This window comes from Pseudoclavibacter sp. CFCC 14310 (assembly GCF_008831165.1).
Lineage (GTDB): Bacteria > Actinomycetota > Actinomycetes > Actinomycetales > Microbacteriaceae > Pseudoclavibacter_A.
Genome location: NZ_WBKC01000001.1, coordinates 758,956 through 771,370, shown reverse-complemented (window position 1 = coordinate 771,370; position 12,415 = coordinate 758,956). Strand labels below are relative to the sequence as shown.

Below are 12,415 nucleotides of genomic sequence, written 5' to 3'. Positions count from 1 at the left end.
CATACTGTGTGTTCTCCTCACGCCGATGGCGTGTATATTCCTTGGTTCGTATATGTCTCACGGTAGCGACCGCCACCGACATGCTCGGCAGACGTGAGCGTCGCGCAAGCCGCGAAAAGTCGCGGTCGGGAGCAATCTCGCCCAACCAGATACCGCGATCTACTCATATTCTCTCATGATCTGCTCTTTTCGTGAAGCTTCGGTCACACCGCTCGCAGGTTGCCGCGGCTCGGTGTTCGGATTTGCGCTTCGCCCTCCACCGCGAAGGTAACCAAGCCGAGCATGAGAGCTCTGATGTCCTGGGCGCGCACGTTGAGCTCGCGCGCAACACCTACAAAGCTCCTGCCCTGGGAACGCAGGTCGGCCATCACCTGGGTCAGCAGGCTGGAGCTCTCGGCGATCAGATCAGAGCCTGGCTCTCCGCGCCGGAAGCCCGCGCTGGAGAGCTGACGAGCCAACGTGCTGTACGTCCAGTCAGAGATGACCCCGAGCCGATGAGCACGCAGGTTCAGCGCCATAGCGCTAACTCGCCAGCGGCGCTTCAGCACGAGAATGTCCTCGAGCATGAGGTTGCCCCGGATCGAGCCGAGCACATCGGCCCGAGGCATAAGGAAGGATGAGGCGAAGTCGTTCGCGGCCTGCTCCTTCTCTTTGCCAGGCTCCACATGCAGGGACCCGCCGTGCATCACTAGGTGGCCGAGTTCGTGTGCCAGGTCAAAACGCAGTCGCTCTGCCGACTTGTGCACATTGAGGAAGATCACAGGCGTCGCACCGTGCCTGAATGAGAACGCGTCGATCGCCTGCAGGGGCCCTCCGGCCGAGTAGACCTTGGCCCCCTTGGATTCGAGCAGCTGCAGCAAGTTCTTGACCGGTGCAGTCCCCAAACCCCATGCGCCACGGAGCAGCTCGGCTGCCTGGTCAGGCGGCAAGATCTCATCAGCATCGAGCAGGTCTTGGAGCTCAGGGACCGATGGTGCTGGAGCCTGGTAGGTCGCTTCGATCCAGTCGGACAGCTCGATGGCTAATGTAGAGAGTGCCCGAGCGGTCTGTTCATCCTTCTTGGCTAGTCGCGACGTGGCGCGAAAGTGGAAGGCGTCCGTGGGTGGTAACGCAGTGACAGGCCGGTAGAAGAAGTCCACTGGAAAATCCAGCACGCGTGCGAACTCGCGCACCAACTCAGGGCTCGGCGCGCGTTTCAGGTTCTCGGTCTGGGAGATCCACGGCGCGGTCACGCCAACCTCCGCCGCGAGCGCGGTGGCGGTCATCTGCCGTATTGAACGCGCCATCTCCAGGCGTGCGGCAACGAAGGTAGTGCTCATCGGGTGCGGACCTTCGCCTTATCGCCGGGCGATCTTGAACCCGAAGTCACCCTCGTCGTCGTCCTCTTCGAAGCCGAAGGCACCTAGCGCGAGATCGAAGGCAGGGAAGATGATCCGCTCAGACCAATTGTTGACGTAGCTGCCCAGTCTCCCGACCGGTCGCGACAGCTCCAGGTGCACCAGGCCGTCGCGCTCGTCGTAGAGGAGGATGCGGACGTCGTCGACATTCACTTCGCCCTCTTCGGTCGGCTGACCGAACATCGCGACTGCACCGTTCTCGTCAACACGGCGAGCGAAGGCAGAACCCTTGGGGTTCTTGGTGGTCGGGCTGCCGTAGGTGACGCCGGTGAACGCATTGCCGCTGCTGACGATGAGTCCGAGGTTGAGGTCAGGCTGCAGGAAGTACGGGAGGTTGTCCGGATCGAAGCGCCGCCATCCGAGCTGCAGGAGCATCAGACCCTCATGCGTCGTCTCGATCGTGCGTGCCCACCTGGTGAACTCCGGAGCAGACTTCGGCGCTCCGGGGCTGAAGGTGCGGCTCTCTGCTGCTGCGAGCGACACAGCCCGCTCGAACACCGACGCTTCAAGTCGAAGTGGGGCAAGCAGGCGCGCGAGAGCCTCGCGGGTCTTCGGCGTGCGAATCGCCATGAGGAACCTCTTTCTCGTGAACAGCTGACCTCAGCCTACAGCACCAAGTGAAAGAATTACCACTTCAAGTTAGGGTGTGTCGCGTGTCGGCATGGGCCGAGCGAAGAAGTCGATGATGGTGCCCATGTCGCGCCCCGACACGCTTCAGCCTGAGTAGCCGCGGTGCGTGTTCTCCTTAATGAACGCCATCAGTGACTCACGCGAGATGTACTTGCGTGAGCCGATCCTGGTGTGCTCGATGTCTCCTCGGTTGGTCAGCTCGTAGACAGCGGAGTAAGGAATCCCGAGCGCTTTGCCTGCATCCTTGAGCGACAGCAACATCGGCCCGGATTCCGACAGAAGGTTCGGCCGGATCACTGTCGTCTGTTCGGCTTCGACGACCTCCACCTCCGACGCGATGTCCTTCCACGATCCGAAATAGCCGTACGGCCGGGAGAACTCCTCCTGCACCTTCTTCGCGGCATCTTCCTCGTCCGTTGCCCGCACCCAGCGCTCAGCAACCTGGACGCGCGTGACGACTACCTTGTATCTCATGTATGTCTCCTGCTTCTGCACCTGCCGGGTGCGGAGCTTCTTGGACGGCGTCCCCGTCGCTCGGGCTTCCTTCTTCTGGACACGACGCATCGCCCGCACGGTCGCATCGACATGCTCGTCGTCGACCGCCACGGCAATCGGTGATCTTGCGCTCGGGGTCGGCGCGGCGGGGCTCTCGTCGTCTTCGGTGGGATCTGGCCACACGCGGCCGCGCTTCGTCAACTCTGCTTGCCACGACGCGCCGTGCCCGCTAATACGCACGAGTCCTCGGCTCGCCAGCGCCCGTGCGGTGGTCCGGTGCGTGTAGGAGTCATCGGGATAGACCCCCTCCGGGCAGCCTGTCTGAATCCACTCCAGCACCGCCGTCTGCGCCGCATTGAGCCGGATCGTGCTGCGCGCCGGTCGCCGGCTATCTGCCGTCACGTCATCACCACTCCGGAAGCACCGTCCGCCAGGCGTGTCCCTCGGGCAGCCCGACCCGTGCCTCCTGGGCGAAGTCGCGGTAGCGCTCCGGCAGGAGCACCGGCGCCTCGGACTCATCGACCAGCAGCAGATCCCAGCGGTCCTCGTAGCGCGCGAACGTCGACAGTAAGACACGCGAACGCTCAACCGGCGCGTTGCGCTTTCCCGGCTTGATGCCCGGTTCGGTCAGCCAGTTCATGTGCTCGATCCAGGCGGCGGCAGCGACGTGGGAGCGGGGCACGACGAAGTTCCGTGGTGCCCGCGTCAGATCGTGTGGCACGGCCACCATGACGAAGTATTCACGCTCGTGCTGGCTCGGGCTCTGCGACTTCGGGCCGAGCGGCCAGCTGATCGAATCCCATCTCCCGCCGCGCGCCGTCTTCACCTGAATCTCAGCCAGGCGGCGATTCTCTAGCTCCGTCAGCACGGCGAGGATGTCCGTACGCTCCAGCCCATCGCGGGTCAACGCTGGCGCCCAGCCACGTCGCGCCAACTCTGCCGCGACATGATGCTCCCCAATCGTCTTCGTCTGCTTCGTATCCACCACAGCTCAATACTATCTGCGGGCTCTGCCCCCCCCTACCGCGTTAAGTGCCCCTGATGGTCAGGGGGCGGTCGCTGGCCTTGGTATGACTGTTTGCCCCTGTCGTTGTCATGATCCGGGGGTGTTGTCGCCAGGGTCCAGAGCGCCGGGTGACTGCTGATAGGGACACGGCCCAGCTGATCTTTGGTTGAAGTCTCTTCGAAATGTGGATGCCAGGATCTGACGATGAAGACTCGCTTGAGAGAGTACGACCTTGAACGTTGTCGAGGAGGAAAACGGTGACTGATCTGATCGTCTCTGAAATCAATGTCTGGGTAGGCCTGGACGTTGGCAAAGGAGAGCACCATGCGTGCGCGCTGAACCATGATGGCAAACGGTTGTTCGATAAGCCCCTGCCGCAGGACGAGGCGAAACTCAGAGAAGTCCTCACCGGGCTGCAAAAGCACGGAGCCGTGCTGCTGGTCGTTGATCAGCCCAACACGATCGGGGCGCTGCCAGTCGCAGTTGCCAGGGACTGCGGCTGCCAAGTCGCTTACCTGCCAGGCTCCGCGATGCTTAAGGCCGCCCAGTTGCTGGCCGGAGACGCGAAGACCGATGCTCGTGACGCGTTCGTGATCGCCACGACCGCCCTGCGCATGCCCGACACGCTCCGCAGTGTCGACCGCGACTCCGAGATACTCGCGAATCTGAAAGTGCTCTCCGGGTTCGACGAGGATCTCACCCATGAGACCACGAGGTCGATCAACAGGCTACGGTCACTGTTTCTGCAGATCCACCCCGCACTGGAGCGCGTCTTTGGCGGCAGCAGACTCACCACCGATCTGGTTCTCGATCTGCTGGCCCGCTACGGCGGCCCAACCGGCCTCAAACGCTCTGGCATCAAACGGGTCAGCGCATGGGCGGCCAAAACCGGGCACCGTTCAGCGACCAAACTGATCCCTGACGTATTCCAAGCCTTGTCCGAGCAGACCGTGACCGTCGCCGGCACCGAGGCCGTTGAACAGATCATTCCCACGATCGCCACCGCCATCAAGACCCTGAAGACCCAGCGCAACGAGCTCGCCACCAAAGTCGAAGTCTTACTGGACGACTTCCCTCTTCACCATGTCTTAGTCTCCATGCCAGGAGTCGGGGCTAAGACCGCAGCCGCCATCCTCCTGGCAGTTGGTGACGCCTCCGGGTTCCCCACCGCGGGACATCTTGCCGCCTACGCGGGCATCGCCCCGACGACCCGCAGGTCAGGATCCTCCATCCGAGGCGAAGACCCCGCCCGCGGCGGCAACAAACAACTCAAAAACGCCCTGTTCCACTCCGCATTCGTCGCTGCCTTCTGCGATCCCGAATCACACGCCTACTACGAGTAGAAAAGCGCCCAAGGCAAACGACGCAACGCCGCCATCATCTGCCTCGCAAGACGCCGCTGCGACGTCCTCTACGCCATGCTCAAACACAGCACCCTCTACCAACCCAGACACCCAGAAAAACTCACCCTCGCAGCTTGACTAAACGATAGGGACACCCCCTAGGGCAGACGGATTCTAGGGTCGTCTCAGAAGCTCCAACGGGTCAACTCCGATATCACTGGCCAGACGTTCGACCGAAGCCAGGCTCAGGTTACGTTTACCTCGCTCAACTGAGCTCAGATACTTCGCACTGAATCCGAGACTTGCCGCAAGGTCTTCCTGCGTCAGACCGCGCTGACGCCGCCAGATGGCAAGGTTCACGCCGACAAGCGATTGAAGGACCCCTGACACTCATCAAGAATCACCTTATGCTACCTATACGTCTACATACTTATAGGTAGCACCAGCTATCGTCTTCGTGACGTGAATACCTCAGATGTCGTCGTCAAAGAGAATATTTCGCAGCACGGTCGACCCATACTCACGTCGATAGAGGCCTCGGCTCTCAAGTTCAGGGACCACGAAGTCGACGAACTCCGAGAACGAAGTCGGATTCGTCGCAGAGAGTGCCTCAGCTATGACGGCGTCGAGCTACGGCAACGACGCCGACACCAGTGACGACAAGCAGCAAGGCTGCTGCACTTGCACACACGATGAGCGTCGATGATGCACCTGTTCTGGCGAGGGCACCGGGTGCGTCAGCATTGTCTGCGCCACTCGTGTCTGCCTGCTGTGCCGAGGCGTTCGCGTCAGTCGAAGTCGTTGTCTGACCTGATCCAGGGGTCACGACTTGGCCGTCGCTCCCAGAGTCTGGCAGCGCGATCAACGCGCTTTCGCTTGTCTCCTGCCCGTTGAGGCAGCGCTTGAGCTCGGTCTCCTTGTACCAGTGAGACCCAGGGCTCACCGCCGTGCACGAAGCGTTGAATGCCGTCTCGCGCTCGTTGTAGAGCAGGCGCACCAGCGGCGTGTACTGCTGCCCGGTTGCCGGGTCGACGCCTTCTCGAGACACGACATCCCACTGCACGTTCGCTGCCATGGGGCCAACTGACTCAGACCGGAATTCATTGGTCTCGTAGCTGAACACGTCGGAGGTCGACGTGGGGTCAGCCGTTGCCGGAGCCTGCTGCGTCGAACCGGGCAGCTTCAGCAGGGCGGCGAACGGCACCACCGTCTCGGCGTGACCGAATCGATACGTCGCAGCGACCGTACCGCCCGCAGCGCGAGCATCGATACCGGCGAAGAAGTCGTCGAGCAAGGCCTGCGCGTTCTTGTAGGTGTCATCATGGCCTGCCAGGCTCGGCCCCTTCTCATAGAAGTCCTCGGCATCGAGAAGGTAGGCGAACCATTCTGCGTCAGACTCATGGCCGGCAAAGTACTTCGTGAAGTCGAACGCCAACGACTCGCCCTCGGCCGCCATGTCGGCGCCGGTGATATAGAGCTCATAGAGGTACTTCGCAGCGTCCACCTTGGACTTGATCTTCTTGCTCGCTTCGCCGCAGGCATCTGCGTCTTGAGCAGGGTCGGCGCCAGGTGCGCAGTTCGTCGCGCCCTTCTTCGAACCGTCGATCGTGTTGTACCAGACATGACCGTCGGAGCCGATCGAGTCGATGAACTCTCTGGTGAACACCGTCGACAGCAGATCGTCGGCCATCTGACCGCTGGTCGGCAGCGACTCGATGGAGTCCAAGTGCGCGGCGATCGTTCCACCGTCTGCAGTCTGCGCAGCGATGTAGTCTTCGTAGGCTTTCGCCGTGTCGTATTCCGGTGTTCCCGGCTGCTTGACAGACCCGTCTGGGTTGTCGATTTTGTGGAAATACAGCAGGTCGGGGCGCACGCTCATCGCTCCGACGTTGTCAATCAGCTCCTGACCCGCACCTGATGTCAGCCCCTGTTCGAACTTCTCTCCCGACTCCGTCGCCCGGGCCTCGCCAGAAGTCTCAAAGGCGATCGTGTCGCCATCTGCATCAGCCTGAGCGAAGAGTGCAGCGTTGCGCTCCTGAGCGCGAACGCCAATCTGTCGCAGCTGCTCACGCCCCTGGTCGGTCAGCAGGCCATAGCCGTTGTCCACATTCGCTGCGGTCATGCCCTGAAGGTCAGAGAAGAACTGCTGCTTGACCGTCTCAGAGACGAAGCCGTTCTCGGCCTCGGCCGTCTTGGCCATCAGCGCCAGCAGAGCATCGTACTTGTAGCTGGAGAGCCCGCGCGACCCGTGACGGTTGACCGACTCTGTGTACAACGGGGCATACCCGGCAGGCGCCGCCGAATAGGCGGCGATGTCAGATGCTGTGGGCGCCGGGTAGGGCTGCTTGCTGCTGTAGTACTGCCCCTGTTCGTTCGCGGAGGCCGCCACGCCACCAAAGAGCGGGCCGACGGCCAAGAGGCCGACAGTGAATACAGCCAGTGCGGATCGACGGATAGAGAGTCGGCGACGATCACGGGTGGGGGCAGGGATGAACATGAGAGTCCTCTCGGGGCTGGGTCAGGGGGTCTGCGAAACTTGTCAGCGTTGACGCAGTATCCGGCTCAACACAGCCGCATCGAGCTCTCTGAAGGTAGGCCTCTCAGATGGAGTGCTACCTACTGCTACCTGAACGCCGTGTGAACCAAAGGTGAATGAGTGGTTCACAGGGCGACCACAGCATCCGCCGCCAACGCACCACGCCAGCCTCAAGACAGCAAAGAACCCGCCCGCGCGACCGAAGTCACACGAGCGGGTTCTTGAACTGCACAGCAGGCTACCGCTCAGCAGCGCACCGCTGAGCGCGCTACATTACTTCCAGTTCTTCTTGGGCGACGTGCCGCCGATGCCTGCGTTGAAGGTGTTCGTCGGGTCGAGCTCTTTGAAGTGCTCCACCATCGACTCGGGCATGTGGTACAGACGTCCGTAGTTGTGCTCGGCCGGCAGCTTCGCGCCGCGCGCCTCGAGCAGCTCCTGAATCTGGTCGTGCAGCTTCTCGGGGTCGACGCCCTTCTTGGCGACGTAGTCCTGGTGCATCACGTGGCAGAAGAAGTGACCGTAGTATGCAGTCACCTCGAGCTGATCGGCGATCTCCTTGGGCAGCACCTCGAGCCAGTCCCAGTCGTCGCGGCGCAGGGCCACGTCGATCGGAATCAGGCCTGCGATGTGCTTGCGCTTCATGTTGGCGTAGCGAGTCGCAGCGCTGGCCGCACCGAAGCGGTTCAGCGAAGCGCTCTTCTCTTCGTCGGCAGTGCAGACGAAGAAGTCACCCTTGTGCTCGGGCTCGGCGAAGAACGCCTTGAGCATCTTCTCGCTCTCGACCTTCTGGTCGGCGCTCACGGTGAGCAGCAGGTGGTGCTCGAAGCGGTTGCGGTATTCCATCAGTCGCTTCGGCAGCTGGTTCGGCAGCAGGTCGAACGCGACCTGTGACACGGTGTCGGCGAAGGTCGGGCCGATGCCCGGGATCTTGCCGAAGACACCGTTTGCCCAGGTCTTGAACGAGAACATGCGGGTCTGCAGGCCGGCGCTCATGAACTTCAGGAACACATAGGTGTCTTTGCCGTACTTCTCGGCCAGGTCGAAGGCGCTGCGGCCCATGTACTCACCCGAGATGGGCAGCGGCATGTCGGCCTCGAGGAACATGCGGCGAATCTCTTCGAGCTCGTGCGTGCTGTTGGTGCCGATGTAGAACATGGTGGGGTTCACTTCGAGCGGGAAGGTGCGTGTGCGCACGGCGAAGACCATGAGCTTGCCGGCTGAGCCCGACGCCTCGAAGAGGTACTCGGGGTTCGCGTTGTAGCGGGCCGGGGTCGGCTCGATCTTGCGCAGGTGCTCGGCGTACTCGGTCTCGCTGGTGTCAGCGGGTGCCGGCGTGACGTCTGCGGGCGACCAGTCGCCGCGCTGCAGACGGTCGAGGGCGACCTCGGGGTCGTCGCCGAGCGAGATGCCGAGGTGGTTGACCAGCTCGACCTTGCCCTGCTCGTTCACCCGGGCGAAGATCGCCTCACGGGTGAAGGCCGGACCCTTGCGAATCTGGCTGCCGCCCGAGTTGTTCGAGATGCCGCCGATGACCGAGGCGCCGATGGATGTCGAACCGATCACCGAGTGCGGCTCACGGTTGTGCTTGGCGAGCTCTTCGGTCAGGTGCGTCAGCGGGGTGCCGGCGAGCGAGATGGCCTCGCGAGCGTCGTTGATGAGGTACACGTCGTTGATGCGGTGAGTCGAGATGACGACGATCGGGCGGTCATAGGGCTGGAAGCCCGGGCCCGATCCGCCCGTCAGACCGGTGTTCGACGCCTGCGGGATGACGATGAAGTTGTTGTCGACGCAGACCTGCAGCGCCTTCCACATCTGAACCAGCGTGGTCGGTCGCAGCACTGCGAAGATGGGGCCGCCGCCGAAGCGGTAGCCCTTGCTGAACGGCATGGTGGCGCGTTCTGACGTCAGCACGTTCTCGGCACCAACGATGCTCTTAAAGGCACCGATCGCCTGGTGTTCTGCGCCCGTTGTCTCTTGAGAGGGAGTCATCTCAATTCTTTCTGTCGATAGTTGCTCCCGCATGACGCTTTCGACGCGTCATTGCAGGGGAGTGTTGCCGTGCATCGTGGTACGGCCACTAGCAATCTTCCGGCCCTGAGCATGGGCTGTCAAGCAGGGGCGGCGGCTGTCCTGGCACTCTATATGCCTTGTGGCCAGACCATAGGCGGGCACGGAGGTATTTCTGTGAGATACATGTTGTATGCAAGTTCGCGCGTGTCGCGCGACCATTGAATGCCCTTCTTCTCTCTGGGCACACTCCTTGAGCGAAGACCCCTCGCTGAAAAAGTCGCATGTGTGCTGACTGTCAGTACACTAATAACCATGCCAGATGACATTCCCGCCGAGCCACGCAAGCGCACTCTCTCTCAGGGCCGCCCCAATGACAGCAAGTGGACACGGTTCCTGCTGAGATTCATCGGCCCGCCGGCGGTCTCTCCCCTCTCACCCGATGATGTGCGTGCCCTCGAAGAGGTCAGGCGCAGAACCTCCACGGCTCAGCCCGGGCAGGCACAGCCGCGCGACGAGACTCCGTCATCGTGAACACACCGAATGCTCCCACGGTGCACGACGACGCACTCTCTGACGACGAACTCCTTCGCCTGGAGACGCAGCTGTGCTTCCCCGTCACCGTCGCCGCCCGGCTGCTGGTTCAGGAGTACCGACACGTCCTCTCGCCAATGGGTCTCACCCATCCGCAGTACCTCGTCATGCTGGCGCTCTGGCAGCATGACCACGACGAGGGTGCATCCGAGAGCCCGCTCACTGCGACGGAGCTCTCGGTCATACTCAGCATGGAGACTGCGACACTCACCGGCCTGGTTCGTCGCCTCGAAGCGCAGGGATTGGTCACGCGAGAGCCAGACCCGCGTGACGACCGGCGCCGGCGACTTCTGCTGACGCCTGAGGGCCGGACTCTGCGTGCGCAGGCGAAGCTGGTGCCGAGGCGAATGCTCGAACGGCTGCGTCTGGCGCCCGAGCAGGTCGAGCAGGTCAGAGATGCCGCAACTCTGCTCGTCGCCGCTCTGCGCACCTGACCCGCCTCACAGGGCGAGCCGCAGCCTGCGCCCACCGACACCGACGCGAATCTCCTGCCCCCAACTCGCGGTGAGCCGATCGCTCTCGATGCCGTCGCCGAAGACGACGAGCCGATCAGATTCGACGGTGACGACCAGCTCGGCGGCGCCTCCAGCGACGGCACCCGGGCTGGCCGATCCGCCCAGCATCCCCTCGATGAGGTTCGCTCCGGTCGCCGGTGACGGCCAGGCCTCACGCACGAACCAGGCGAGACTCGCGTCGTTCGGCGCAGGCAGGCGTCTGCCTCCGCGGTCGTGTGCAATGGACGCGCACCACCCGGTCGCCCCGGTGCCGGTGCCGACGATGACCCCAGAAGACGACTGCCGCTCGCGGTACTCCCCCACCTGCAGCAGGTATCTGGCCGACTGGTGTGACGGGTGCCCGACGAACACCTCGTTCAGGGCGCAGAGACTCTGGCCGTCGTCAAGTCTCGCCTCGACGGTGGTGAGCCCGGACACCGCGGCCGATTCCGGTGCCCGCAGCAGCCTCAGCGCCTCGTCAGCCGAGTGCCGCACCAACACCCCGCTGTTGACACCGGGCTCCGGATCGACCCCGATCACCAGCTGCCCGTCGAGATACTTGGCCACGTTCGCAACGAGACCGTCCTGACCGACGACGACCATGACATCCTCAGGTGCCACCAGAAAGCGGCTGAGATCCTCACGCTCGACCTCGGCAAGCGCCCACCCTTCGGGCAGCCCGCCCGCGACTGCCGCGCGCGCCGCCGCAGCCGCGTCGTGGCGGCGCTGCACCTCGTCGAGCGTGCGACCACGGGTGCGCAGAAAGAACTCGGCCTGCCCCCGAGTGCCGTGGCGATCGAGCAGTTCATCGAGCTCGGTGCGCCGGTAGACGACGACCGCTCTGCTGCGCATGGCACTCACCGCCTTCCGGTGAAGGCGCTCAGCACATTGGTGAGCAGATCAGGCGTGATCGTCAGATTGTCGATCTTCGGCAGCGCACCAGAGCCGACCAGTTCTCGCAGCGCCAGCGCCATCAGGGTCTGCTGATCGACGTCGCGGTAGGCGGCGAGCTTCGCCGTCTCGCGCTCGGCCTCGGCCGCACCGACGACACTCACCTCCTGCGCCCGGGATGCCGCGTCGATCTCGCGTCGTTCAGACGCCGCTCGAGTCTCGACGAGCGCAGCCGTCGCAGCCTCTTCCGCCTGCCGACGAGCGTTGGCGCCCTCCTGCACCACCAGCTGTTCGCGTCGGGTGGCCAGCTCGATGCTGCTCGCCAGCTCGTTCTCTGAGATCGCACGCTCACGCTCGACGGCGAGGGCCCGCCGTTCGTAGGTCGCGCGATCGGCTTCGGCCTGCAGCTGCTCGCGCACCGGCGTCTGCAGCGCCACCTCGACATCGACCTCGGGCCGAATCGCCAGCACGTGCACGCCGAGCACGGCGAGACCGGTGCTCTGCAGACGAGTATCGGCCTGCAGGCCACCAACCAAGGCGGCACGCACCTCGCTGATCCCAGTGCGCAGAGCGTTCTGCAGCGACATCGTGGCCAGGTGGTCGACAGCGATGCTGCGTGCGACCTGACCCACGATCGTGGTGACCTGCTGCAGGCCGGTCGAGGTGGCATCCGCCTTCGCCGGAAAGATGCCGAAGTCGAGGCGCTGCGACACCGTGACCGGGTCGACGAAACCGAAGGTCACGTTGGCCTGCACGGTGACGTCCTGGTGATCGGCTGTGATGGCGTGAAACATGAGCGGCAGCTCTTGGTCGTCTGAGGGCACCTCGCTGAGCACCGAGGTCGCGGGTGAGAACCAGAACGCCTGCCCGACGCCTTCGTGCGTCAACTGGCCCTTGCGAAGGTGGACGACGTAGCCGGTCGGGGTGCCGAGAAAGCGGCGGACCCCGGGAAGCCTCTTGATGGTTGCCATGGTGTGCTCCTTCGTTGCGGTTGTTTATGTCAGTCTGACGATAACCGCAGT

At 63.3% G+C, this 12,415-nt stretch carries 11 protein-coding genes and 1 pseudogene; 3 read left to right on the top strand and 9 right to left on the bottom strand.

Annotation, left to right across the window (positions count from 1 at the left end):
- Positions 1-203: 203 nt before the first annotated feature.
- The 4 genes from F8O06_RS03460 to F8O06_RS03445 all read right to left on the bottom strand — a co-directional run bounded on the left by F8O06_RS03460 (position 204) and on the right by F8O06_RS03445 (position 3,507).
- Positions 204-1,319 carry a helix-turn-helix domain-containing protein gene (locus F8O06_RS03460; protein WP_158037452.1) on the bottom strand — a complete coding sequence of 372 codons (1,116 nt, stop codon included), beginning with the start codon at positions 1,317-1,319 and terminating at the stop codon, positions 204-206.
- Between the two features lie 18 nt (positions 1,320-1,337).
- Entirely contained in the window at positions 1,338-1,967 is a 630-nt protein-coding gene (locus F8O06_RS03455; RefSeq protein WP_158037451.1) for a hypothetical protein, read from the bottom strand.
- Positions 1,968-2,111: 144 nt separating this feature from the next.
- The gene (locus tag F8O06_RS03450; protein ID WP_158037450.1) at positions 2,112-2,924 is read right to left on the bottom strand and encodes a helix-turn-helix domain-containing protein; all 813 of its coding nucleotides are present in this window, start codon (positions 2,922-2,924) and stop codon (positions 2,112-2,114) included.
- A gap of 4 nt (positions 2,925-2,928) precedes the next feature.
- On the bottom strand, positions 2,929-3,507 hold the full coding sequence (locus F8O06_RS03445) for a hypothetical protein (RefSeq protein WP_225733355.1): 579 nt from the start codon (positions 3,505-3,507) through the stop codon (positions 2,929-2,931).
- A 290-nt stretch (positions 3,508-3,797) separates the two neighbouring features.
- Between F8O06_RS03445 and F8O06_RS03440 the strand changes: the two are divergent.
- Positions 3,798-5,009, top strand: a pseudogene (locus F8O06_RS03440) (IS110 family transposase).
- A gap of 36 nt (positions 5,010-5,045) precedes the next feature.
- On the opposite strand, the gene F8O06_RS03435 reads toward F8O06_RS03440, so the two are convergent.
- The 3 genes from F8O06_RS03435 to dld all read right to left on the bottom strand — a co-directional run bounded on the left by F8O06_RS03435 (position 5,046) and on the right by dld (position 9,396).
- Positions 5,046-5,231, bottom strand: coding sequence for a helix-turn-helix domain-containing protein (locus F8O06_RS03435; protein ID WP_225733379.1), 186 nt, complete (start codon positions 5,229-5,231; stop codon positions 5,046-5,048).
- A gap of 250 nt (positions 5,232-5,481) precedes the next feature.
- Positions 5,482-7,368: a histidine-type phosphatase gene (locus tag F8O06_RS03430; RefSeq protein ID WP_158037445.1), complete on the bottom strand. Its 1,887-nt coding sequence runs from the start codon at positions 7,366-7,368 to the stop codon at positions 5,482-5,484.
- 312 nt (positions 7,369-7,680) lie between these two features.
- Positions 7,681-9,396, bottom strand: a complete 1,716-nt coding sequence (gene dld / locus F8O06_RS03425) for a D-lactate dehydrogenase (RefSeq protein WP_158031940.1) — start codon at positions 9,394-9,396, stop codon at positions 7,681-7,683.
- Positions 9,397-9,729: 333 nt separating this feature from the next.
- On the opposite strand from dld, the gene F8O06_RS03420 reads away from it, so the two are divergent.
- Positions 9,730-9,948: a hypothetical protein gene (locus F8O06_RS03420; protein WP_158037443.1), complete on the top strand. Its 219-nt coding sequence runs from the start codon at positions 9,730-9,732 to the stop codon at positions 9,946-9,948.
- On the top strand, positions 9,945-10,442 hold the full coding sequence (locus F8O06_RS03415; RefSeq protein ID WP_225733354.1) for a MarR family winged helix-turn-helix transcriptional regulator: 498 nt from the start codon (positions 9,945-9,947) through the stop codon (positions 10,440-10,442). Before F8O06_RS03420 ends, F8O06_RS03415 begins: the two co-directional genes overlap by 4 nt.
- Before the next feature lie 6 nt (positions 10,443-10,448).
- Here F8O06_RS03415 and F8O06_RS03410 read toward each other — a convergent pair whose 3' ends face one another.
- Entirely contained in the window at positions 10,449-11,354 is a 906-nt protein-coding gene (locus F8O06_RS03410; protein ID WP_158037441.1) for a hypothetical protein, read from the bottom strand.
- Between the two features lie 5 nt (positions 11,355-11,359).
- Positions 11,360-12,364: an SPFH domain-containing protein gene (locus F8O06_RS03405; RefSeq protein ID WP_158037439.1), complete on the bottom strand. Its 1,005-nt coding sequence runs from the start codon at positions 12,362-12,364 to the stop codon at positions 11,360-11,362.
- Positions 12,365-12,415: the final 51 nt, after the last annotated feature.